The following is a 23,407-nucleotide window of genomic DNA, read 5'->3' on the forward strand; positions in this document are numbered from 1 at the left end:
GACCAAACAGTGGGAGCAACCAAGTCGGTCACCGACGCTAGTTTCGTCGTCGACGTACTCAAGTCCGACAAGCCGGTTCTGGTGGATTTCTGGGCTGAGTGGTGCGGACCGTGCCGCAAGGTGTCACCGCTGCTGGAGGAGATCGCCCGCGAGATGGGTGACCAGGTCAGCATCGTCAAGCTGAACATTGACGAGAACCCGGAGACGGCCCGCGCCTACCGGGTGATGTCGGTACCAACCCTCACCGTGTTCAAGAACGGTGAGCCGGTGCAGTCGATCGCGGGCGCCAAGCCCAAGGGTGAGCTGGTCAAGCTGATCCAGTCGGCTCTCTGAGCCCCGCAGCACCGCCATTTCGACCCCGTGACCGGCTCGCCGGCACGGGGTCGAGGCGTTTTCCAACCCTGCGGATCGCCAGCGCATAACCTCGAACCGGGGGCCGCCGGACGCCGGTGACCACCTGGTCCTCGTCCGCGGTGCACGTGCCGCCGACGGGCCTGGCCAGCCACCGACCGTACAGAGGGGGTCGTGCGTGCGTCCGATCCGTTCCGGTGACCGCGGACCTGCGGTAGCCGAGATCCGTGCGGTACTGACCAGCCTGGACCTCCTCTCGAAAGCCACCGGCCCGTACGACGACGAGTTCGACACCGCCACCGAGCGGGCGGTACGGGCGTTCCAGCAGTCCCGTGGCCTCAGCGTCGACGGCCGCGTCGGCGCCGAGACGTGGCGGGCGCTCGACGCCGCCCGTTGGCGACTCGGTGCCCGCACCCTCTACCACGCGGTGCCGGTGCCGCTCACCGGCGAAGACGTCCGGTCGTTGCAGGAACGGCTCCTGGAGATGGGGTACGACACCGGTCGAGCCGACGCGATCTACGGCATCCGAACGTCTCGGGCAGTGGCCCAGTTCCAGCGTGAGGTGGGGCTGACCCCCGACGGCACCTGTGGACCGCACACCATGGGGGCGCTGCGCCGGCTCGGCCGCAAGGTGGTCGGCGGTCGACCGCAGTGGCTGCGCGAGTCCGACGCCATCCGGCAGTCCGGTCCCACCCTGGTCGGGCGGACGGTGGTCATCGACCCGGGCCATGGTGGCACCGAGCCCGGTGTGGTCGTACCCGACGGGCCGCTGCGGTGGACCGAGGCGGATCTGATGCACGACCTGGCCAGCCGGCTGGAGGGTCGGCTCGCCGCGTCGGGCGTACGGGTGCAGCTCACCCGGGGACCGGCGCCGGAGACGTGCCTGCCCGACATCGACCGGGCGCACCTGGCGAACTCGCTCGGCGCGGACGTGTTCATCTCCCTGCACACCGACGGGCACGCCAATCCTGCTGCCGAAGGGGTCGCGACGTACCACTACGGCACCGACAACGGTGTCACCTCGGCAACCGGGGAACGACTGGCCGGGCTGGTGCAGCGGGAGATCGTGGCGCGCACCGGGCTGCGCGACTGTCGTACCCACGCCAAGGCCTGGGACCTGCTCAGACTCACCCGCATGCCGGCGGTACGCATCGAGGTCGGTTACCTCACCTCGCCGACGGACCGCGGCAGGCTGATCGAGCCCCGGTTCCGGGACAAGCTCGTCGAGGCCATCGTGGCGGCGGTGCAACGGATGTACCTGCCGGACGAACGCGACGTGCCGACCGGTTCGCTTGACGTCAGCGAGTTGCGGGCTGCCGTCGCCGCCGGAAACGTGGTCGACTGAGCGAGGCCGACCCGGCGTCTGCTCGGACGCCGAACCGCGCTTCGCGCTCAGCCGGTGGTGGACCGGGTGGCCGGGGTGGGACGCACCGGACGCAGCAGCGACTCCGGGCTCATCGAGCCGAGCAGCTTCTCCAACGCGTACTCGACGTCCGATTTCCAGCTCAGCGCCGTCCGTAGTTCCAGGCGCAGCCGGGGGTAGCGGGGGTGCGGCCGGACGGTCTTGAAGCCGACCGAGAGGAAGAAGTCGGCGGGTGCGACACAGGCACCCGCCGGGTCGGCCGCGTCACCGAACTTCGCGTCGCCGAACGCCTCGATCGCCTTGATCCCCCGCTTGGTGAGGTCACGGGCGACCCCCTGCACCAGCATCCGGCCCAGCCCGCCGCCGGCGAAGGCCGGCACCACGTTCGCCGTCATCAGCAGGGCGGCGTCCGCGGAGACCGGGGAGGTGGGGAACGCCATCGAGCGGGGCACGTACGCCGGTGGGGCGTACATGACGAACCCGGCCGGCATGCCGTCGACGTAGATCAGCTTGCCGCAGGAACCCCACTCCAGCAGGGTCTGCGAGACCCACGCCTCCTTCTCGAGACCGGGGTCACCGGCCGCGCAGGCACGGTCGGCGGAAACCGGATCAAGCTCCCAGTAGACGCATTGCCGGCACGGACGGGGCAGGTCCTCCAGGGTGTCCAGGGTCAGACTGACCAGTCGTCGCGACATCGCGTGCTTCCCCACACTAGGCTCGGCAGTGGGACCGGCTCGGACGCCACCCGCCGCATTCCTGCCCCGACGAGCGATCGTACGCCGCCGATCGGCGGCGCGGGAGAGGACGCGCAAACGCCCACCTCAGGACGGTCAGCGACCGGTCCGGTATGTGGACGGGCGCGGAATCACACACGCCGTCGGCGTCGTTCGGCGGCTAGGATCGGCACTCGGCGTGCCGTGCCGCCATGGTCGCCGGTGTCCTGGGTATCCGGGGCAGGAGCCGTCCGCGCAGCATCGAGGTGATGTCATGACCGGCACAACGCTCGACGACTACACCGATCGGTACGCCCGCCGGGTGCGGGGGATGACCGCCTCGGAGATCCGGGCCTTGTTCGCGGTCGCCAGCCGGCCGGAGGTCGTCTCCCTGGCCGGTGGCGCACCGTACATCGCCGCGCTGCCGCTGGACGCGGTGGGCGAGATGCTGGGTCGGCTCAGCAGCGAGCACGGGACCACCACCCTCCAGTACGGCATCGGCCAGGGCACCCTGGAGCTGCGCGAGCGAATCTGCGAGGTGATGTCTCTCTCCGGCATCGACGCCTCCTGCGGCGCGTCACCGGACGACGTGGTGGTGACCGTCGGCGGGCAGCAGGCCCTCGACCTGGTGGCGCGACTCTTCCTCGACCCGGGTGACGTGGTACTCGCCGAGGGCCCGACCTACGTCGGTGCTCTCGGGGTCTTCCAGGCCGCCCAGGCGCAGGTCGTGCACGTGCCGATGGACGAGGACGGCCTGATCCCGGAGGCGCTGGAAACGGCCATCGCGGAGCAGGCCCGGGCCGGTCGGCGGGTGAAGTTCCTCTACACCATCCCGACGTACCAGAATCCGGCCGGCGTGACGCTGACCGAGGAGCGCCGGGAACGGGTGCTGGACATCTGCGAACGCGCCGGTCTGCTGGTGGTCGAGGACGACCCGTACGGCCAGTTGGGTTTCGAGAAGGAGGCGCCCGCTCCGCTGCGGGCTCGCCGTCGGCACGGGGTCTTCTACCTCAGCACCTTCTCCAAGACGTTCGCCCCCGGCCTGCGGGTGGGCTGGATCCTCGCCCCGCACGCCGTACGCGACAAGTTGGTCATCGCCAGCGAGGCGCAGATCCTCTGCCCCAGCGCGTACGCGCAGTCGGCCGTCAGCACGTACCTGACCACCATGCCCTGGCGTGAGCAGCTGAAGGTCTACCGGGAGGTCTACCGGGAGCGGCGGGACGCGATGCTCACCGCGCTGGCGGATCTGATGCCGGCGGGGACCAGGTGGACCAACCCGGGTGGCGGTCTCTTCGTCTGGGCGACCCTGCCCGAAGGGCTCGACTCGAAGGCGATGATGCCTCGGGCCATCGCCGCCCGGGTCGCCTACGTGCCGGGCACCGGCTTCTACGCCGACGGCAGCGGGGCCGGCAACATCCGGCTCAACTTCTCCTTCCCCCCGCCGGAGCGGATCCGGGAGGGGGTGCGCCGGCTGGCCGGTGTGATGGAGCAGGACATCGCCATGCGGCGGGTGTTCGGTGCGGTCGGCGGGCCGGGCACACGGCGCGGCCAGGCCGGTTCCGACACCCCCGGTCCTGACTTGGCATGATGCCCGGCATGGGTTCTGCCGCTGCCGAAGAAACGCCTGTGTCCGGTCCCACCGCCGATGACCTGCACGTGGTCGTGCTCGCCGGTGGCCTGTCGTACGAACGGGACGTGTCGCTGCGCTCGGGCCGCCGGGTGCTCGACGCGCTGCGATCGGTCGGGGTGGAGGCGGAGCTACGCGACGCCGACGTGGCTCTGCTGCCGGCGCTGGCCGCCGACCCGCCGGACGCCGTGGTGATCGCGCTGCACGGTGCCACCGGCGAGGACGGCTCGCTGCGTGGCGTACTCGACCTCTGCGGCGTACCGTACGTCGGCTGTGACGCGCGGGCCTCCCGGCTGGCCTGGGACAAGCCGTCGGCGAAGGCGGTGCTTCGGGAAGCGGGCATCGCCACTCCCGACTGGGTCGCGCTGCCGCACGACCGGTTCAGCGAGCTGGGCGCGGTGGCGGTGCTGGATCGCATCGTGGACCGGCTGGGGCTGCCGCTGATGGTGAAGCCTGCCCAGGGTGGTTCCGGTCTCGGCGCCGCCGTGGTCCGGGACGCGGCGGCGCTGCCGGCCGCCATGGTCGGTTGTTTCGCGTACGACCCGACGGCGCTTGTGGAACGGTACGTCTCCGGCATGGACGTCGCGGTCTCCGTCATCGACCTGGGCGACGGCCCTCAGGCGCTGCCGCCGGTCGAGATCGTGCCCCGCAACGGCGTCTACGACTACGCGGCGCGCTACACCGCGGGCCGGACCACCTGGCACACGCCGGCGCGCCTGGAACCGGCGGTCGCCGAGAAGGTGGGCGAGGTCGCGCTCGCCGCCCACACCGCGCTCGGTCTCCGCGACCTCAGCCGGGTGGACCTCATCGTCGACTCGGCCGGGCTGCCGCATGTCCTGGAGGTCAACGTCTCCCCGGGCATGACCGAGACCTCGCTGCTGCCGCTGGCGGTGCAGGCCGCCGGGCTGGACTTTGGACGGGTGATCGGCTCCCTGGTCGCCCGCGCCGTCACCCGCCGGTGACTGCCTGAGGCGGTACGCCCTCCTGCTTCTCAGCCACCTCGCTCGCCTGCGGAGGCGCCGCAGCGACCTCGCCGCTCGGCGCCTCGATGCCCGCCGCCTGGATGCCCGACGCTTCGCCGCTCGGCTCGTCCTGCTGTGCCGGGGGGTCGTCGGCGTGGTCGCCCTCCTGCTCGGCAATGCTGCGTCCCGGCGGTGTCGACGACTCGGCCGGGGCCGTGGCGGTCTGCGCCGTGGAAGCTGCCTCATCGTCGGCGGGGGCCGTCGGAACGCCGCCCGGCGCGTCGGGTGGGTCGGCTGTCTCTCCGATCGCGTCCAGCAGCGACCCGCCCTCGGTCGGTTCGTTCTCGGTCGACGCTGACTGCGCGGCGAGGCTGGACGGGGCCTGCCACTGGATGCGGGGCGGCTCGGCGAGCGGGCGTCCACCGAACTCGGCCAGCCAGGCCGCCACCAGGGCCAGATTCTCCCGCCACTTCCCCTCCGAGATCGGCGGCAGGATCGAGTCCCACAGGGAGAGGAAGGTGCCTCGTAACTGAAGCCGTCCGTACGGCCGGGCGAGGAACCACATGTGCAGATGAGCCGACCCATCACCCCAGCGGTTGACGTGCACCCGGGCCACCCCGTCCAACGACCGGATGGCGCGTTCCAGTCGTACGGTCATCACGCCCAGCTCGGCGGCGAGCAGGTTGGGTAGGTCGCCGAGGTCCAGGTGCGACCGGGATTCCAGGATGAGAACCATCGGCAGGCCGGTGGGACGATCCATCGCGCGTACGCGCCACCGCTCACCAACCCAGATGTAGGCGTCATCCGGCGCCTGACAGGCGGTGCATTCGCGGTGCGCTTCGCCCTTGCGGGGCGGCTCGACCGGGACCGGGTCGTCGAGGTGTTTGACCCGCAGGTCACCCTCGAAGGGAAAAGACGGCCACTGGGTGAAGTCCGGGACTGAGGGAGGGGTGTCGGGCACGAGGCTGACCCTAACCGAGTCCGGCACCGCTGTCCCTACCCGAATCGAGTTCGCCTCAGCGGGCGAAGATCATGCCGAACCAACGGTTGTCCCCAGGGATATCCACAGGCTCTCCGACACTCCGGCCATACCTGCGAGCCCTGCTTCGACAAGGGATTTCGGTCCGTGTTCCACGTGAAACAACGACGGGCTGTGGATAACGGGTGTGGATAACATCTAGGCCTTCGACTGGCTGTGGACATCGGGTCCGGGCGGCCCGCGAGGCGGCGACGTTTCACGTGAAACCGTGCCTCCTTCGAACCACGCTCAGCGCGGCCCGGTGACGGATGAGACGCGTGGCATCGCTGTCCCCGCTGATCTCGGAAACCGCTCTATGGCTCGAAGTCTTCGACCACCGGTGAACGCTGATCCGAGTTACCTGGACTGGACAAGCGCCAGCAGGAGGACGAAACCGCCGGGGGGTGAGGTCCGGCAGCTCAGCTTTCCCCGCTGCCACACAACTCCGTCGCTGTCGTGGGGGCCCGGCCGGCGACTCGGCAGTTGTGGGTGTCTCCGTGTCCCAGCCGAGGCGGACGCCGGGATCGCCATCGGTCGGATCTTGGCCGGTGACGACAGCCGGACCAGCAACTGCTTGCACCTCCACTTGGGCAGCCCGGAAGCCGAGCTACAGCCGGGCTGGTGTCCGGTCGTCAGGCGGCAGTTGCCTCCTTGCCGCTAAACGCCGGCCGACCACGAACGCCTGCGCCCCGCCGCGTCCCCCTTCATAGCCGTTCCGCCCTCTGTAGTCGACGCGGCGGCGTCAGGATCATCCGCCCCAGCCTCGGGGTGGTCCTCGGGCTTCTCCAGGGCACAGCGGGGTCCAGAGGGCGTAGAACCGTCTGGTGGCGCGCTTTCAGCCGGAAGGGCCAGGCTTGTAGGGCAACAACAGAAATGCAGCCACGGCCGCTGCCCCGGCATACCCGCCGAGGCGCCGGGGCGGTGCGCAGCGAAGCGGGAACCGATGCGGGCGCGACACCGATCACCCTCCACGCGTCGCCCGCCGCGTTGATCAAGTGACTCCGACCGAATCCAGACGCAAACCTCCTGACCAACTGTGTCGGTGGTGAAGGCAGGCGGCATCCCGTTTCACGTGAAACGCAGGCATCCAATGCAAACGGCCACACCTTCCGAAGAAGCGTGCGGCCGTTGCACATGGAGACTGGAGTTGAGCGGTCAGCCCTCCGTCTGCTCCCGGTTGACTCCGATGAGGTCGACGATCCGCTCCAGGTCGTCCACCGTGGCGAACTCGATGGTGATCTTGCCCTTGCTCCGCCCGATGTCGACCTTGACTCGGGTGTCGAAGCGGTCGGAGAGCCGATCGGCGAGGTCGTTGAGGCCAGGTGCGTGCGGCTTGGCTCGGCGCTTCGCCGTCTCCTTCTTGCCCGCCCCCTCGCTCAGCGAAAGCGCGACGATTTCTTCTGTCGCTCGTACCGACAGACCTTCGGCCACGATCCGCAGCGCAAGCTGCTCCTGGGCCTGCGGGTCCTCCAGACTCAGGAGCGCCCGCGCGTGTCCCGCCGAGAGCACCCCGGCGGCGACCCGCCGTTGCACCTGGGCCGGCAGGTTCAGCAGTCTGATGGTGTTGGAGATCTGCGGCCGGCTGCGGCCGATCCGGCGAGCCAGCTCCTCGTGGGTCGCCCCGAACTCCTCCAGCAGCTGCTGGTAGGCCGCAGCCTCCTCCAGCGGGTTCAGGTTGGCCCGGTGGATGTTCTCCAGCAGGGCGTCGCGGAGCATCGCGTCGTCGCGGGTGTCCCGGACGATCGCCGGGATGGTCTCCCGTTCGACCGCCTGGGCGGCTCGCCACCGCCGCTCGCCCATGACGAGTTCGAACTTCTCGTCGTCGAGTTGGCGCACCACGATCGGTTGGAGGAAGCCGACCTCCCGGATCGAGGTCTTGAGTTCCTCCAGCGCCTCCTCGTCGAATACCTGCCGAGGCTGCTTCGGGTTGGGCACGATCGAGTCGACCGGAATCTCGGCGAAGCGTGCGCCGGGCACCGGGCTCAGGATCGGATCAGGCGTGATCGCCGGCGCCGGCACTGACACCGTGGGTGGCGCGTCGACGGCCGGTGCCACGCTCGGCGCGGTCGGGATCGCGGCGGAGCCGGCACCAGCATCCGGTGCCGGTCCGGTCGGGATCAACGCACCCAGGCCCCGTCCCAGACCGCCCCTAGGACGGTTCTTCATGCCACCCCTCCCAGCGCCTCATCCGCACTACGCATTCCGGCTCACCGGCTCCTTGACGCCCCGTTCGGCAATCTCCTGGGCGGCTTCGAAGTAGCTCGTCGCCCCCCGCGATCCGGGATCGTAGGTCATCACCGACTGGCCGTAGCTAGGTGCCTCGGAGACCCGGACGTTACGCGGAATCACCGCCTGGAGCACCTTGTCGCCGAAGTGGTTCCGCACGTCCTGCTCGACCGCGTCGGCGAGCCGGGTACGCCGGTCGTACATGGTGAGCAGGATCGTGGAGACCTCAAGCCGCGGGTTGAGGTGCTGGCGGACCAGGTTGATGTTGTTGATCAGCTGGTTCAGCCCTTCCAGCGCGTAGTACTCGCACTGGATGGGGATGAGGACCTCCTGGGCGGCCACCAACGCGTTCACCGTCAGCAGGCCCAGCGACGGCGGGCAGTCGATGAAGACGTAGTCGAAGTGCCCGGGATAGGCGGCGATGGCACGGGCCAGTCGCGACTCACGGGCCACCACGGAGACCAGTTCGATCTCGGCGCCGGCCAGGTCGATCGTGGCCGGTACGCACCAGAGGTTCGGGATGCCCTCGACCGCCTGGGCCACCTCTTCCAGGGGCACGCTGTTGATCAGGCAGTCGTACACGTCCGGGACGCCGGTGTGGTGCGGCACGTTGAGCCCGGTGGAGGCATTGCCCTGCGGGTCGAGGTCCACCACCAGTACCCGGTTGCCGTGCAGGGCGAGCGCCACCGCAAGGTTCACCGTGGTCGTGGTCTTACCCACGCCGCCCTTCTGGTTGGCGACACACATGACCCGGGTCCGCTCCGGCCGAGGCATGGTCACCTCGCCACTGGGATTCAGGATCTGCACGGCGCGCATCGCCTCCATAGCCAACGGTGGGTCATCCTCTTCGCGCGTCGGGGTTTCACGTGAAACGTACGCGGCCTCGGGGGTTGCCGGCTCGTAGGGCCCGGCGGGCGTGTCGGACGCAGGCCGCGCATCCGGCACCTGTTGGTGCGGCGATGCCGGCTCGAAGCGTGCCGACGCCGAACTGTTTCGACGGATCGGAATCACGCGCGCCTCGGGACTCGCATTGCCCGGCCGAGTCCCCGAATCCGAAGCACCCGGGTTCACCGCACCGCCGCGAGGCCACGGGGCGTCCGGTACGGAGGCCTCGCCGCGAGCGGCCGGCGGGTTCTGAGCGCCCTCGGAAGGTCGCCAGCCCGGGTATTCGGTTTCACGTGAAACAGGGTCGCTCACCGACCCGGTCACGCGCGGATCGTCATACCTACCGTCGTCATGCACCTGTCATCCCTGCCCGCTTCGGATGGTCGGTCCGCACCCGCCAACCGGGCCACTCGCGCTGTCCCGCAGAGGTCTCGCCCGGCAGGAGCGGCAGGCCCGGAAGAAGATCCATCGCCGCCCGCTCCACACTATCGACGCGCGGCCAGCCTACGGCCCATGGGCGTGGCCGGTCCATGTTGGGTTCGTAACCCGCCGGTGCAACACCCACATCCGTGACTGTTTGGACAGAGACGTGAGGCGCACCCTCACCGGCGGCGGGACCTGCTCCCTCGGGACTTCTTGGCCGATCCCCGAGGCGTCGGTCCCACCAGACGATCCCGCACGATCTCCACCACGACGGTGGGCGGTTCGACGATGCCCTCACCGCAGCGGTGCAGCACCGGTTCCGCACCACCGAGGCGATGCACCGCAGGAGCATGCTCGACGATCTCGTCGGCCGCCGAGGCACCCTTGAGAGCCAGCAGTCGACCGCCTGGTGCCGCCAGCGGCAGGCACCAGGCGGCGAGCCGGTCCAGCGGTGCCACCGCGCGGGCGGTCACCACGTCACCCCGTACCGGATCGGGTCCCGCCGCGACCTCCTCGGCCCGCCCGCGCAGCACCTGAACCGAGTCCTCCAGGCCCAGTGCGTCCACTGCCTCGGTCAGGAAGGTGGTACGGCGCGCCAGCGGTTCGAGCAGCGTCACCTGTAGGTCGGGTCGGGCGATGGCGAGCACCAGTCCCGGCAGTCCGGCACCGGATCCCACGTCGATCACGGTGGCGTCGGTCGGGATCAGCTCACCCACCACCGCGCAGTTCAGCAGGTGCCGGTCCCAGATCCGAGGTGCCTCGCGCGGCCCGATCAGGCCGCGCACCACGCCGTCGGTGGCCAGCAGTTCGGCGTACGCGGCAGCCAGGTCGAGGCGGGCACCGAAAAGTCGTCCGGCCGCCTCGGCCAGCTCCGGCGGCAACAGTGCCACGGCCGGATCGGGGTTGTCGGGGCGGACAGCCGGCGGCCCGGGCGGCGTACCACCCGGGCCGGTCGGGACAGCACCCCTGAGGTCGTCTCCGTACACCCGCTCAGTCCGCGGGGCGGACGACGATCCGCCGGTTGGGCTCGACACCTTCGGACTCGCTCTCCACCCCGTCGATCGCGTTGACCACGTCGTGCACGCACTTGCGCTCGAACGCGGACATCGGCTCCAGCCGCACCGCTTCGCCGTGCTCCTTGACCTTCTCGACGGCGTTACGCGCCACCGCCGCGAGTTCCTTGCGCCGGCTGGCCCGGTAGCCGCCCACGTCGAGCAGCAGCCGGCTCGGCGAGCCGGTCTGCCGGAACACGGCGAGCCGGGCCAACTCCTGGAGGGCTTCGAGGGTGGCACCCCGCTGGCCGACGAGGTTCTGCAGACGGCCACCGACCACCTCGACCACCGGGCGACCACCCGACACCAACTCGTCGATGTCGCCGTCGTAGTCGAGGATGTCGAGGAGCCCCTCGATGTAGTCGGCTGCGATCTCACTCTGCCGGAAAAGGTCGCCGTCGCCCTTGGCCGGCGCAGTCTCGGTCTCCTCGGGCTCGCCGTCGACCGGAGCCGCCGCAGTCGGCTCGTCGTCCAAGGACTGGTCGGCGCGGGGGATGCTGGTGTCGGTCACGGTGTCATCTCCGTACTCGCTCGGCCGGACCTGCGGTCCGCTGGTTCCCCGGGGCCGGCGGGACGTCACCGGTGCCCACGGGCACGTCTGTAGGGCAGTTTCGCCCGTTCACCGCGACCTGCGCGGCGCTTCGCGCTTGCGGCGCCGACCTTCCGGCGGCTGCACGTCAATGCGAGGGGCCGTCGCCGGCTTCCCGGCGACGGCCCGGACGGATCAGCCCTGCCGCTTGGCGGGGCGGCCCTTCTTCGGGTTGGCCGGCTTGGCACCCGGCTTCGGGCCGGCGACCTTCGGCGTGGCCGGCTTGGTCGGTGCCGGCGCGGGCTTGCTACGGCCGAACAGGCCGCTGGTCTTCGCCGGCTGAGCGCCGGTGCCCGGCTTGCTGGTGGCGGTCACCGGCGGGGGGAACTTGCGCAGCACCCACTGCTGCTGGCCGAGGGTGAAGAGGTTGTTGGTGACCCAGTAGATGATCACACCGATCGGGAAGATCGCGCCGGAGATCAGCAGCGACAGCGGGATGCCGTAGAGCATCAGGCGCTGGATCATCCGCTGCTGCGGGTCCTCCGCCCAGCCCGTCTTGAGAATCATCTGGCGGCTGGTGAGGTAGGTGGTGCCCATCATCACCAGCACCAGGATGCCGGCCATGACCTTGACGGTGGTGCCGTTCGCGCCAAGCTGGGCCAGCTCCGCCGCGGTCGAACCGAACTTGCTGGCGATCGGGGCGGTGAACAGCGTCGCGTCCGAGGCGCTGTTGAACTGCTCGACCGTCCACCCGTAGATGTCCTTGTTGGCCTTCGCCGGGTCCGGGTTGAGGCGACGCAGCACGTGGAACAGGCCGAGGAACACCGGGATCTGGAGGAACATCGGAAGGCAGCCCATCAACGGGTTGGCCTTTTCCTTCCGATAGAGCTCCATCATTTCCTTCTGGAGCGTCTCCCGGTCACCCTTGTGCTTCTCCTGCAGGGCCTTGACCTGCGGCTGAAGCGCCTGCATCGCCCGCTGCGACTTGATCTGCTTGACGAAGATCGGGAAGAGGATCACCCGAACGGTGACCACCAGGAAGATGATGGCGAGGATCCACGACCAGTTGGTACCGAGGACCGCGGTCTCCGGGACCCCGATGGCGTCCCAGGCCGAATGCCAGGCCAGCAGGATCCACGAGATCGCGTAGTAGATCCAGTCGAGACTAAACACTCAGGCTCCAGTCACGTCGGCAGCTCGGCGGTCGCCCGGCACCGGCACCGGGTCGTATCCACCAGGATTGAATGGATGGCAGCGCGACAGCCGCCGGACCGTCAGACCGGCTCCCCGAAGCGCGCCATGTCGGGTTACCGCCTCCAAGGCGTACGCACTGCACGACGGGTAGAACCGACAGCGGGCCGGCAGCGCCGGACTTATCCACCGACGGTACGCGATAATAGGAAGGGCCAGCATCCGGGCACCGAGGGTAGCCGGACGACCCGTTTTCGGTTCGGTGTTCACCGTCGCCGTCCCCGGCTGGTCCGAGCGGCCCGCAGCGCGTCGCCCAGGTCAGCACCGAGCCGCTGGTACGTGGCCTCGGCGGCAGCCGGCAGGGCCCGTACGACGAGGGTGCTTCCGGCCGGCAGCTCCGACAGCCGCTCCCGGACCAGATGCCGCAACCGACGGCGGACCTTGTTCCGGACCACTGCCGGCCCGACGGCCTTGGAAACCACGAAACCGGCACGGGACACCGGCGCGGAGTTCTCCTCCGTGCCGCCCCGCACCGGTTCCGGCGCTACGTCTGGGGTGCCTCCGGTTGTGTCCGGCAGTGTCAGGTGCACGACCACCGTGCCCCGACCAGCCCGACGGCCACTGCGGACCGCTGCGGCGAAGTCGCTGCTGCGCCGCAGTCGCTGCGCGGCTGTCAGCACGACTGCCAGTCCCCGGGAGCGGGCCCGGTCGGCCTCAGGCCGACAGGCGGGCGCGACCCTTGGCGCGACGGGTCGAGATGATGGCGCGGCCGGCCCGGGTGCGCATACGCAGCCGGAAGCCGTGGGTCTTCGCGCGCCGGCGGTTGTTCGGCTGGTAGGTGCGCTTGCTCACGTCAGGCTCTCCGTTGTCGGACGGCCACGGCTTCAACCGCCGAGGTCGTGGTGGTCCAGGCCGCCGCGCTGGCGGCCTCGATCGGTGCTGCCCGGACGGTGCGACGAGCGCACACTCCGCGGCATCTCAAGAACACCGGGAGCCCCCACAGGCAGCGAGCACCCATCACCCTAGCAGAGGGCGTGAGAGCAGCCCCTCCAGCGTAGGTCGGGGTGCAATCACCGTCAAACCGACCTACCCGTACGGTTTACCTGCGGTGAAGTACGACCGAAGCGGTGGATTTCACTGATGCCGACAAGGCACCGGGCGCGTCGACGGTTGATGATGCGGCGACAACGCTGTTACCGTGCCCGATTGCGGTCAGCGTCTCCAGGTCCGGATGTCGCCGGCAGGGCAAGACCGGACACGGTGGTGAATCGTTCGGCACGGTGAACCCCGCTTCAGCACCCGGCCATGGCAGGGGTAGGTCCGACCCATGCCCGGCAGGCGGCCACAATCGGTCGGCACACAGGCTGTGGATAACTTGTGGAGAACGACCGGGTGGGACGACGGGTGGGCTACCGGTCACACCTACCCGGCACTGGACCTCCGGATGGCCGGGGGAACGGCGGCATCCGGGAGCAGAGGCGAGGGGGTGGCACGACGGTGGCCGGTACGACCGACCTTGCCGCGGTGTGGACGGCGACCACGGATGAACTCGCCGACGAGATCATCTCCGCACAGCAGCGGGCGTACCTGCGGTTGACCCGGTTACGGGCCATCGTCGAGGACACCGTGCTGCTCTCCGTGCCCGACGCGTTCACCCGAGACGTGATCGAATCCCGACTGCGACCGGCCATCACCGAGGCGCTCACCCGCAGACTCGGCCGACCGATCCAGGTAGCGGTCACCGTTCGGCTACCCGAGGACGGCCGTACCGAGGGCACCGTCTACCACAGCGCCGCAGAAACCGGGCCGGCCGTTCACGACGGCGGCCCGGTCGATTACGCAGGCCCGGCCGAGTCGGGGTCGACCACCGACGACCGCCAGCAGCTTCCGCTCATTCCCGAGCAGCACCACCCCCACCGGTTCGACCGACCCGTACCGGAGACTCCGCACGTCGCCGACGGCGGTCCGCGTACCGGCCCGCCCGTGGCCGACGGCCAGGAGACCCTCTTCGGCGCGGCGTTCGTCGAGCCCGGCCGCTCGGGTGGGGAAGCGCGGCGGCAACCCCAGCGACTCGGCTTCGCCGACCAGGCCGGCCAGCTGGATCCGCCGAACCCCGGCCCGCGCGGATTCGCCGGCCGGTACGGCGACGACCCCGGAGTCTCCCCCCGCGACCAGCACGTGATCCGCTCGCTGCCCGGCGACGGTGGGGGCACCGACAGCGGTCCCGGTCGCAGCGGCACGGACCATCGCAGCCGGGACGACCGACGACTGCCCGCCGGCGCGGACAGCGGGGGCAACCGGCTCAACCCGAAGTACATGTTCGAGACGTTCGTCATCGGCTCGTCCAACCGGTTCGCCCATGCCGCCTCCGTCGCGGTGGCCGAGTCACCGGCGAAGGCGTACAACCCGCTGTTCATCTACGGCAGTTCCGGGCTGGGCAAGACCCACCTGCTGCACGCCATCGGGCATTACGCCACCACGCTGGGCAACGCCCGCTCGGTCCGGTACGTCTCGACCGAAGAGTTCACCAACGACTTCATCAACTCGCTGCGGGACGACAAGACAAGCGCCTTCCAGCGCCGCTACCGCGACGTCGACATCCTGCTGATCGACGACATCCAGTTCCTGGAGAACCGCGAGCGGACCCAGGAGGAGTTCTTCCACACCTTCAACACGCTGCACAACGCCAACAAGCAGATCGTGATCACCTCCGACCGCTCGCCGAAGCAGCTCGCCACGCTGGAGGACCGGCTGCGGACCCGCTTCGAGTGGGGTCTGCTGGCCGACATCCAGCCGCCGGATCTGGAGACCCGGATCGCGATCCTGCAGAAGAAGGCGGCGCAGGAGCGGCTGTACGCCCCACCGGACGTGCTGGAGTTCATCGCCTCGCGGGTGTCGAACTCGATCCGGGAGTTGGAGGGGGCCCTGATCAGGGTCACCGCCTTCGCCAGCCTGACCCGCTCCAGCGTCGAGCTGTCGCTGGCCGAGGAGGTGCTGCGGGACTTCATCCCGGACGGCGCCGGCCCGGAGATCACCGCCGACCAGATCATGGTCTCCACGGCCGACTACTTCGGCGTCAGCCTGGAGGATCTGCGCGGCCACTCCCGCTCCCGGGTGCTCGTCAACGCCCGTCAGGTGGCCATGTACCTGTGTCGCGAGCTGACCGACCTGTCGTTGCCCCGCATCGGTCAGGCGTTCGGTGGCCGGGACCACACCACCGTCATGCACGCCGACCGGAAGATCCGGCAGCAGATGGCCGAGCGGCGCTCGCTCTACAACCAGATCGCCGAGCTGACCAACCGGATCAAGCAGAACACCTGAGGGCGTACGCGCCCGTACGAGCCCGGCTGGGACCACCCGGCCGGGCTTTCTGGTGCCCGGCGGGTTGACTCTCGACGAGGTGTAGACCACAGCATCGAGGCCGTGACCACACAGGTTCCCACTCGTTGTCCACAGCTCGTCACCCACAGCCTGTGGACAACCACGCACTGCATATGGCCGGTTACCCACAGGCTGTGGAGAAAAGCTGGGGACAACGTTGTGGACGCCTGTGGACGCCTGGGGACAACCGTTCGCTCTGTCCACCGCGGACGACCCACCTGTGGGGAAGCTGTTGAAGGTTCTGGGGAAAACCGGCGTCGCGCCGGCCACCCCGATCCACAGGGCTGGGGAGAAAGTCGGTGGATAACCGGTGGATAACCAGTGGACAGCGGTGGACAACTGGGGACACCGAACCCACCTGTGGACCGAGGGCCCAGTTGTACCCCGGGTTCTCCACAGCAAAACCACCGGTGGATAACCCGCTGACCTGGGCAGATGAGGGTTCTCCACAGTTTGCACAGGTGCGATGAAGACGATGAGTTATCTCTTCTGAAAGAACGAAAACCAATCATCACCGTTGGACTTCCTGTGGATCGTTCGATTGCTGCCGAACTCAGTCGTCAGCACCGACACGATCCACGGGGTCGGACGCACAGCCGATACCCACGCGCCCTAAGGTGCGAGGGGTACCGCACGCCAGGCGGGTCGGTGGGCAGCAGCCGGCATGAGAGAGTTGACGACGTCGACGTCGACGCGGAGGCATTGATGAAGTTCCGAGTGGAGCGCGACGCGCTCGCCGAGGCCGTGGCCTGGACCGCAAAGAGCCTGCCCAACCGGCCGTCCGTACCGGTGCTGGCCGGCGTGATGCTCCGTGTCACCGACGGCACCCTGCAGGTGTCCGGCTTCGACTACGAGGTTTCCAGCCAGGTGACGGTGGAGGTGCAGGGCGACGCCGACGGCGCCGCGCTGGTCTCCGGCCGCCTGCTGGCCGAGATCACCAAGGCACTGCCCGGCAAGCCGGTGGACATCGCCGCAGTCGGCGCGCACCTCGAACTGGTCTGCGGCAGCGCCCGGTTCACCCTGCCCACCATGCCGGTGGAGGACTACCCGACCCTGCCGGAGATGCCGGAAAGCGCCGGCACGATCGACGCCGCCGCCTTCGCCGCCGCCGTCGCCCAGGTGGCCGTCGCGGCCAGCCGGGACGAGACGCTGCCGATGATGACCGGCGTACGCGTCGAGCTGTCCGGTGGCACCCTGTCCATGCTCGCCACCGACCGCTACCGCCTCGCCCTGCGCGAGATGGAGTGGAACCCGGACGACCCGGAGATCAGCATCAACGCGCTGGTGCCGGCCCGCACCCTCAACGACACCGCCAAGGCCCTCGGCCCGGTCGGCGGCCAGGTCACCATGGCCCTGTCCCAGGGCGCAGCCGGTGAGGGCATGATCGGATTCTCCGGCGGCACCCGGCGCACCACCAGCCGCCTGCTCGACGGCGCCAACTACCCGCCGGTGCGCTCGCTCTTCCCCGCCAGCCACAACGCCGAGGCCCGGGTGCCGGTCAGCACCCTCATCGAGGTCGTCAAGCGAGTCGCCCTGGTCGCCGAACGCACCACCCCCGTGCTGCTCAGCTTCAGCGCCGACGGGCTGGTCGTCGAGGCCGGCGGCACCGAGGAGGCACGGGCCAGCGAGGCGATGGAGGCCACCTTCACCGGCGAGCCACTCACCATCGGCTTCAACCCGCAATACCTCATCGACGGGCTGGCAAACCTCGGCGCGCAGTTCGCCGTGCTCCAGTTCGTCGACGCCTTCAAGCCTGCGGTCATTTCCCCAGCTGGCGAGGATGGCGAGCTCATCGGTGGGTACCGGTACCTCATCATGCCGATCCGCGTGTCCCGCTGATCGCAGAGAACCAGCACCCCACGAAAGGTAACGACGAGATGCAGCTCGGCCTGGTAGGCCTCGGTCGGATGGGCGGCAACATGCGCGAGCGACTGCGCGCCGCCGGACACGAGGTGGTCGGTCTTGACCACAACGCGGAGCTGAGTGACGTCGCGAACGCGTCGGAACTGGCCGAGAAGTTGGCGGCCCCCCGCGCGGTCTGGGTGATGGTGCCCGCCGCCGTCACCGACGCCACCATCGACGAACTGGCCGAGGTACTCGGCGAAGGCGACATCATCATCGACGGCGGCAACTCGCGCTTCAGCGACGACGCCCCGCGCGCCGAACGGCTCAACGAGCGCGGCATCGGCTACGTCGACGTGGGTGTCTCCGGGGGCGTCTGGGGCCGGCAGAACGGCTACGGCCTGATGGTCGGCGGCTCCCAGGAACACGTCGACCGGCTCATGCCGATCTTTGAGGCGCTCAAGCCCGAGGGCGACTTCGGATTCGTGCACGCCGGCCCGGTCGGCGCCGGCCACTACGCCAAGATGGTGCACAACGGCATCGAGTACGGCCTGATGCACGCCTACGCCGAGGGCTACGAGCTGATGACCGCCTCCGAGCTGGTCACCAACGTGCCCGGCGTGATCAAGTCCTGGCGGGAAGGCACCGTCGTACGATCCTGGCTGCTGGACCTGCTCGACCGCGCGCTCGACGAGGACCCGGAACTGGCCCAGCTGACCGACTACACCGAGGACACCGGCGAAGGCCGCTGGACGGTCGACGAGGCGGTCCGCCTCGCCGTACCGCTGCACGTCATCACCGCCTCGCTTTACGCCCGGTTCGCCTCCCGCCAGGACGAGTCGCCGGCCCTGAAGGCCGTCTCCGCCCTGCGCCAGCAGTTCGGCGGCCACGCCGTCCGCAAGCGCTGACGGTCCCGGCCCCCGTGTACGTCCGCCGGCTCGAACTGGTCGACTTCCGCTCGTACGAGCGAGTCGGTGTCGACCTCGAACCGGGGCCGAACATCCTGATCGGCGCCAACGGTGTCGGCAAGACCAACCTGGTCGAGGCGCTCGGCTACGTGGCGACGCTGGACTCGCACCGGGTCGCCACCGACGCGCCGCTGGTGCGGATGGGTGCCACCGCAGCGGTGATCCGCTGCGCGGTCGTACACGAGGGCCGGGAACTGCTCGTCGAGTTGGAGATCGTGCCCGGCAAGGCCAACCGGGCCCGACTCGGCCGATCCCCGGCCCGCCGCGCGCGCGACGTGCTCGGCGCGCTACGGCTGGTGCTCTTCGCCCCGGAAGACCTCGAACTCGTCCGGGGCGACCCCGCCGAACGCCGCCGCTACCTCGACGACCTGCTGGTGCTGCGTCAACCCCGCTACGCGGGCGTACGCGCCGACTACGACCGGGTGGTCAAACAACGCAACGCGCTGCTGCGTACCGCGTACCTGGCCCGCAAGACCGGCGGCACCCGCGGCGGTGACCTGTCGACGCTTGCCGTCTGGGACACCCACCTCGCCCGGCACGGCGCCGAACTGCTCGCCGGCCGGCTGGAACTGGTCGCCGCGCTCACCCCGCACGTGGCCAAGGCGTACGACGCGGTTGCCGCCGGGCGCGGCGCGGCCGCGATCGCCTACCGGCCGTCGGTCGAACTCACCGAGCCAACCACCGACCGGGAAACCCTCGCCAAGGTGCTCGCCGCCGCCCTGGAGGAGCAGCGCTCCGCCGAGATCGAACGCGGCACCACGCTGGTCGGCCCGCACCGCGACGACCTCACCCTCAACCTCGGCCCGCTACCCGCCAAGGGGTACGCCAGCCACGGCGAATCCTGGTCGTACGCGCTCGCCCTCCGGCTCGCCGGCTACGACCTGCTCCGCAACGACGGCATCGAACCCGTGCTCGTCCTCGACGACGTCTTCGCCGAGTTGGACGCCGGCCGCCGCGACCGACTCGCCGACCTGGTCGGCGGAGCGAGCCAACTCCTGGTGACCTGCGCGGTCGCCGACGATGTGCCCGACGCCCTCCGCGGTGCCCGGTACGAGGTGTCGGAGGGAACGGTGCGACGTGCCGGATGAGTCGACGAACCCCCGCAACGACGGCGACCGGGCCGCAGCCCGGCGTCCGGCGTCCGGCAATCCGGCCGACGCGAAGAGCCCCGACGTACCGGACGGGGTCTCCGGGCCGGAACTGGCGCGCGCGGTGCTCGACGCGGCGAAGGCCAGACGGGCCGCGACCGCACGACCCCGCCGCGCGACCGACGGGACCGGCGGTGAGCGGCGACTCCGCGGCTACTCCGGCCCCGGACCCGACCCCCGCGACCCGCAACCACTCGGCGCGGTGCTCAACCGGCTGGTCAAGGCGCGCGGCTGGCAACAGCCCGCCGCCGAGGCGACCGTCTTCGGTGCCTGGGAGAAGGTCGTCGGGCCGGAGGTGGCCCAGCACAGCCGCCCGGTCAAGCTGGAGAACGGCGAACTGACCGTGGAAGCCCGCTCCACCGCCTGGGCAACCCAACTGCGCCTGCTCGCCGGCTCACTGCTGCAACAGATCGGCCGTGAGATCGGCCACAACGTCGTCCGCAGACTGCACATCCACGGCCCGGCCGCGCCGTCCTGGTCGCGAGGGCCCCGCCGCGTACGCGGTCGAGGCCCTCGCGACACCTACGGCTGACCCGGGCCGCCGAACTACGACTGGGCGGCCCGTCGCGGCGCCGCCGACTCGGCGTACACCGCGAAGCCCCGGTCGGCACAGCGCCGGTAGAAGGCCGCCACCACACTCAGCTCCGCACAGGTGAAGGTCCACTGCGGGGCCGCCCCGCTGTCGTCGCGCAACGCCTCCAGCCGGCTGTCCAGCCAGCGCAGTTGCTGCTCGGCCAGGCGGCCGTCGGACAACAGCGAACGAAGCACCACACCGACCGACTCGAAGCTGACCGCCTCACCGTGCGGCCGGTGCGCGGCGACGAACCGCTCGATGCCGCTGGCGATCCAGGCGCACCCGTCCGGGTCGATCACCGGGTCCTCGTCCTCCGCCGCCGCCTCGGTGGCGTAGAGCACCCCGTCCAGACCGAGGATCAGATCCACCACCTCGGTGTACGCGGTGGCCCGCACGGTGCCGGTCTTCGCGATCAGCTCCGCGAGCGCAGCGGTCGGGGCCGAGATCCCCGGCACATCGACGATTTCGCCGAAGTCGACGAACTCGGCCGGTGCGACCGGGTCGTAGAAGCGGCCGGTCCGCGGCCACTGGACCGCGACGTTGTCCAGCCCCATCTGCTGTCCACCTCTCCACAAGCACAGGTCGAGTCGATCGGGTCGATCGTCCGGTTCCGACCGGAAAAGATCAAGGCCGACCGTTGACCCGTGTGCCGGAAAACGCCCGCCGTGGACGGTACCGGCTCACTCTCGGCGACCGTCGGACCCCCGGCCTGGATCGCCGTCACGCGGCAGATCGGCTGATCATGCCTTGGCGTGTAGGGGGAGTCGCAGACGGCGCGGTTCGGCCCGCTACGTGAATCTGAGCCGCCGCGAAGGGGTGCCGAGTGGTGGTTCTATCGCCCGCGCACAGTAAGATTGGTGTGAGACGAAGACCCGGTGCGGAGCGACGCTTCGTGGGCCCGGTGCGGGCCCCCGAACATTGTCCGACTCGGGTCGAGCCGATCGCGATCCGCGGGCAACCGCGGCGACCGGCGCGTTCGGCCCGTACCCCGGAATTGTGCCAGGTACCGGTCCGCGTGCCGACGTCGCGCCCTGTCCGCCGAACCCGCGCTCGACGTGCCTGACGGCACGCTCGGGTGCGAGAAAGTGGCCGAGGGTGGCAGCGCAGGAAAATCAGCAGTACGGGGCCGAGTCGATCACCGTCCTCGAAGGGCTGGAGGCGGTCCGCAAGCGGCCCGGTATGTACATCGGCTCCACCGGCGAACGCGGTCTGCACCACCTGGTGTGGGAGGTCGTCGACAACGCGGTGGACGAGGCCCTGGCCGGACACTGCGACACCATCGACGTGGTGCTGCTCGCCGACGGCGGAGTCCGGGTCACCGACAACGGCCGTGGCTTCCCCGTCGACCTGCACCCCAAGCTCAAGAAGCCGGGTGTCGAGGTCGCGTTGACCGTGCTGCACGCGGGCGGCAAGTTCGACGGCAAGGCGTACGCCGTCTCCGGCGGCCTGCACGGCGTCGGCGTCTCCGTGGTGAACGCGCTCTCCACCAGGATGGCCGTCGAGATCCACAAGGACGGCTTCGTCTGGCGGCAGCAGTACGACCACTCCAAGCCGAGCACGCTGGAGAAGGGTGAGCCGACCGACCGCACCGGCTCGGCGGTCTCCTTCTGGCCCGACCCGGACGTCTTCGAGACCACCGACTTCGACTTCCAGACCATCTACCGGCGCCTGCAGGAGATGGCCTTCCTCACCCGTGGTCTCACCATCCACCTGCTCGACGAGCGGGTCGCCGAGGGCGAGGACGGCAAGGTTCGCGAGGTCACCTTCAAGTACGACGGCGGCATCGCCGACTTCGTCCGGCACCTCAACGCCTCCAAGAGCCCGATGCACAAGACGGTGATCGAGTTCGGTGCCGAGGAAGAGGGCATGTCGCTCGAGATCGCGATGCAGTGGAACGAGTCGTACGGCGAATCGGTCTACACCTTCGCCAACAACATCAACACCCACGAGGGCGGCACCCACGAGGAGGGCTTCCGGGCCGCGCTGACAAGCGTCGTCAACCGGTACGGCGCCGACAAGAAGCTGCTCAAGGGCGACGAGAAGCTCTCCGGCGAGGACATCCGCGAAGGTCTCGCGGCGATCATCTCGGTCAAGCTGACGAACCCGCAGTTCGAGGGTCAGACCAAGACCAAGCTCGGCAACACCCCGGTCAAGAGCTTCGTCCAGCGGGTCTGCAACGACCGGCTGGTCGACTGGCTGGACCGCAACCCCGCCGAGGCGAAGATCATCATCACCAAGGCGTCCCAGGCCGCCCGCGCCCGCATCGCCGCCCAGCAGGCCCGCAAGCTGGCCCGCCGCAAGTCGCTGCTGGAATCCGGCTCGATGCCCGGCAAGCTGGCCGACTGCCAGTCCACCGACCCGCGCGAATCCGAGGTCTTCATCGTCGAGGGCGACTCGGCCGGCGGCTCGGCCAAGCAGGGCCGCGACCCGCGTACCCAGGCGATCCTGCCGATCCGCGGCAAGATCCTCAACGTGGAGAAGGCCCGCATCGACCGGGTGCTCAAGAACAACGAGGTCCAGGCGCTGATCACCGCGCTGGGCACCGGCATCCACGACGACTTCGACATGGAGAAGCTGCGCTACCACAAGGTGGTGCTGATGGCCGACGCCGACGTCGACGGTCAGCACATCCAGACGCTGCTGCTCACCCTGCTGTTCCGGTTCATGCGCCCGCTCGTCGAGTTGGGCCACGTCTACCTCGCCGCCCCGCCGCTCTACAAGATCAAGTGGAACAAGAAGGGCGACGACGCCCAGTACGCGTACTCCGACCGGGAACGCGACGGGCTGATCGCGCTGCGCCAGCAGAAGAAGCCGAACGCCAAGCCGGACGACATCCAGCGGTTCAAGGGCCTCGGCGAGATGAACTACCCGGAGCTGTGGGAGACCACGATGAACCCGGCCACCCGTACCCTGCGCCAGGTCACTCTGGACGACGCCGCCACCGCCGACGAGTTGTTCAGCGTGCTGATGGGTGAGGATGTCGAGGCTCGCCGCTCGTTCATCCAGCGCAACGCCAAGGACGTCCGCTTCCTGGACATCTGACGGGCCCGGCGGCCGGTGCGGAGCTGATCCGAACCGGCCGCCGGTCCACAGAGTTATCCACAGCTTGGCCGCTATCCACAGCTGTTATCCACAGCACAAAAACGACTCTGAG

General features: G+C 69.6%; 21 protein-coding genes. 10 read left to right on the forward strand and 11 right to left on the reverse strand.

From position 1 onward, the window contains the following. The first annotated feature begins 9 nt into the window (after positions 1–9). Together trxA and VAB18032_RS29460 are read left to right on the forward strand one after the other, a co-directional pair. On the forward strand, positions 10–333 hold the full coding sequence (gene trxA / locus VAB18032_RS29455; protein WP_013736593.1) for a thioredoxin: 324 nt from the start codon (positions 10–12) through the stop codon (positions 331–333). A gap of 196 nt (positions 334–529) precedes the next feature. Next, positions 530–1,696: an N-acetylmuramoyl-L-alanine amidase gene (locus tag VAB18032_RS29460; protein ID WP_013736594.1), complete on the forward strand. Its 1,167-nt coding sequence runs from the start codon at positions 530–532 to the stop codon at positions 1,694–1,696. 47 nt (positions 1,697–1,743) lie between these two features. On the opposite strand, the gene VAB18032_RS29465 is transcribed toward VAB18032_RS29460, so the two are convergent. After that, on the reverse strand, positions 1,744–2,409 hold the full coding sequence (locus tag VAB18032_RS29465; protein ID WP_013736595.1) for a hypothetical protein: 666 nt from the start codon (positions 2,407–2,409) through the stop codon (positions 1,744–1,746). Positions 2,410–2,701: 292 nt separating this feature from the next. On the opposite strand from VAB18032_RS29465, the gene VAB18032_RS29470 reads away from it, so the two are divergent. Continuing rightward, positions 2,702–4,015 (forward strand): aminotransferase-like domain-containing protein, encoded by a 1,314-nt coding sequence (locus VAB18032_RS29470; protein WP_013736596.1) that lies wholly within the window; start codon positions 2,702–2,704, stop codon positions 4,013–4,015. Positions 4,016–4,023: 8 nt separating this feature from the next. Then, on the forward strand, positions 4,024–5,016 hold the full coding sequence (locus VAB18032_RS29475) for a D-alanine--D-alanine ligase family protein (protein ID WP_043722426.1): 993 nt from the start codon (positions 4,024–4,026) through the stop codon (positions 5,014–5,016). Here the strand turns inward: VAB18032_RS29475 and VAB18032_RS33095 are convergent. The 9 genes from VAB18032_RS33095 to rpmH all read right to left on the reverse strand — a co-directional run bounded on the left by VAB18032_RS33095 (position 5,003) and on the right by rpmH (position 13,192). Further along, positions 5,003–5,977: a hypothetical protein gene (locus tag VAB18032_RS33095; protein ID WP_013736598.1), complete on the reverse strand. Its 975-nt coding sequence runs from the start codon at positions 5,975–5,977 to the stop codon at positions 5,003–5,005. The genes VAB18032_RS29475 and VAB18032_RS33095 overlap by 14 nt on opposite strands. Positions 5,978–7,189: 1,212 nt before the next feature. Then, entirely contained in the window at positions 7,190–8,200 is a 1,011-nt protein-coding gene (locus VAB18032_RS29485) for a ParB/RepB/Spo0J family partition protein (protein ID WP_043722431.1), read from the reverse strand. Positions 8,201–8,227: 27 nt separating this feature from the next. Beyond that, the gene (locus VAB18032_RS33270; RefSeq protein WP_081476224.1) at positions 8,228–9,502 is read right to left on the reverse strand and encodes a ParA family protein; all 1,275 of its coding nucleotides are present in this window, start codon (positions 9,500–9,502) and stop codon (positions 8,228–8,230) included. A 245-nt stretch (positions 9,503–9,747) separates the two neighbouring features. Next, positions 9,748–10,458, reverse strand: a complete 711-nt coding sequence (gene rsmG / locus VAB18032_RS29495; protein ID WP_013736601.1) for a 16S rRNA (guanine(527)-N(7))-methyltransferase RsmG — start codon at positions 10,456–10,458, stop codon at positions 9,748–9,750. Between the two features lie 100 nt (positions 10,459–10,558). Continuing rightward, complete coding sequence (locus VAB18032_RS29500; protein ID WP_013736602.1) at positions 10,559–11,131, reverse strand: Jag family protein; 573 nt, start codon at positions 11,129–11,131, stop codon at positions 10,559–10,561. A 213-nt stretch (positions 11,132–11,344) separates the two neighbouring features. Beyond that, positions 11,345–12,322 (reverse strand): membrane protein insertase YidC, encoded by a 978-nt coding sequence (gene yidC, locus VAB18032_RS29505; protein WP_013736603.1) that lies wholly within the window; start codon positions 12,320–12,322, stop codon positions 11,345–11,347. Then, positions 12,323–12,562, reverse strand: a complete 240-nt coding sequence (gene yidD / locus VAB18032_RS31085) for a membrane protein insertion efficiency factor YidD (RefSeq protein ID WP_204292969.1) — start codon at positions 12,560–12,562, stop codon at positions 12,323–12,325. Between the two features lie 44 nt (positions 12,563–12,606). Then, positions 12,607–13,020: a ribonuclease P protein component gene (rnpA, locus tag VAB18032_RS29510; RefSeq protein WP_013736605.1), complete on the reverse strand. Its 414-nt coding sequence runs from the start codon at positions 13,018–13,020 to the stop codon at positions 12,607–12,609. Between the two features lie 34 nt (positions 13,021–13,054). After that, on the reverse strand, positions 13,055–13,192 hold the full coding sequence (rpmH, locus tag VAB18032_RS29515; protein ID WP_013736606.1) for a 50S ribosomal protein L34: 138 nt from the start codon (positions 13,190–13,192) through the stop codon (positions 13,055–13,057). Between the two features lie 672 nt (positions 13,193–13,864). Here rpmH and dnaA point away from each other — a divergent pair. The 5 genes from dnaA to VAB18032_RS29540 all read left to right on the forward strand — a co-directional run bounded on the left by dnaA (position 13,865) and on the right by VAB18032_RS29540 (position 20,211). Continuing rightward, entirely contained in the window at positions 13,865–15,661 is a 1,797-nt protein-coding gene (gene dnaA / locus VAB18032_RS29520; protein ID WP_232510920.1) for a chromosomal replication initiator protein DnaA, read from the forward strand. Positions 15,662–16,426: 765 nt separating this feature from the next. Beyond that, a complete protein-coding gene (gene dnaN, locus VAB18032_RS29525) occupies positions 16,427–17,560 on the forward strand; it encodes a DNA polymerase III subunit beta (protein ID WP_043722439.1) in 1,134 nt (377 codons plus the stop codon). A 38-nt stretch (positions 17,561–17,598) separates the two neighbouring features. Further along, a complete protein-coding gene (gene gnd, locus VAB18032_RS29530) occupies positions 17,599–18,471 on the forward strand; it encodes a phosphogluconate dehydrogenase (NAD(+)-dependent, decarboxylating) (RefSeq protein ID WP_013736609.1) in 873 nt (290 codons plus the stop codon). 14 nt (positions 18,472–18,485) lie between these two features. Next, complete coding sequence (gene recF / locus VAB18032_RS29535) at positions 18,486–19,619, forward strand: DNA replication/repair protein RecF (protein WP_013736610.1); 1,134 nt, start codon at positions 18,486–18,488, stop codon at positions 19,617–19,619. Then, a complete protein-coding gene (locus tag VAB18032_RS29540) occupies positions 19,609–20,211 on the forward strand; it encodes a DciA family protein (RefSeq protein WP_013736611.1) in 603 nt (200 codons plus the stop codon). The genes recF and VAB18032_RS29540 overlap by 11 nt, the downstream gene beginning before the upstream one ends. A 14-nt stretch (positions 20,212–20,225) precedes the next feature. On the opposite strand, the gene VAB18032_RS29545 is transcribed toward VAB18032_RS29540, so the two are convergent. Beyond that, positions 20,226–20,807 (reverse strand): hypothetical protein, encoded by a 582-nt coding sequence (locus VAB18032_RS29545; RefSeq protein ID WP_013736612.1) that lies wholly within the window; start codon positions 20,805–20,807, stop codon positions 20,226–20,228. Between the two features lie 541 nt (positions 20,808–21,348). Here VAB18032_RS29545 and gyrB point away from each other — a divergent pair. Next, a complete protein-coding gene (gene gyrB, locus VAB18032_RS29550; RefSeq protein WP_013736613.1) occupies positions 21,349–23,295 on the forward strand; it encodes a DNA topoisomerase (ATP-hydrolyzing) subunit B in 1,947 nt (648 codons plus the stop codon). Positions 23,296–23,407: the final 112 nt, after the last annotated feature.

It is taken from the genome of Micromonospora maris AB-18-032, from assembly GCF_000204155.1.
GTDB classification, from domain to species: domain Bacteria; phylum Actinomycetota; class Actinomycetes; order Mycobacteriales; family Micromonosporaceae; genus Micromonospora; species Micromonospora gifhornensis.

Bases quoted from the DNA above. Each gene is read 5' to 3' on its own strand.
- VAB18032_RS29465 (WP_013736595.1), bottom strand. From the start codon at position 2,409: ATGTCGCGACGACTGGTCAGTCTGACCCTGGACACCCTGGAGGACCTG.
- VAB18032_RS29470 (WP_013736596.1), top strand. From the start codon at position 2,702: ATGACCGGCACAACGCTCGACGACTACACCGATCGGTACGCCCGCCGG.
- VAB18032_RS29475 (WP_043722426.1), top strand. From the start codon at position 4,024: ATGGGTTCTGCCGCTGCCGAAGAAACGCCTGTGTCCGGTCCCACCGCC.
- VAB18032_RS29485 (WP_043722431.1), bottom strand. From the start codon at position 8,200: ATGAAGAACCGTCCTAGGGGCGGTCTGGGACGGGGCCTGGGTGCGTTG.
- yidD (WP_204292969.1), bottom strand. From the start codon at position 12,562: ATGCTGGCCCTTCCTATTATCGCGTACCGTCGGTGGATAAGTCCGGCG.
- dnaN (WP_043722439.1), top strand. From the start codon at position 16,427: ATGAAGTTCCGAGTGGAGCGCGACGCGCTCGCCGAGGCCGTGGCCTGG.
- gnd (WP_013736609.1), top strand. From the start codon at position 17,599: ATGCAGCTCGGCCTGGTAGGCCTCGGTCGGATGGGCGGCAACATGCGC.
- VAB18032_RS29545 (WP_013736612.1), bottom strand. From the start codon at position 20,807: ATGGGGCTGGACAACGTCGCGGTCCAGTGGCCGCGGACCGGCCGCTTC.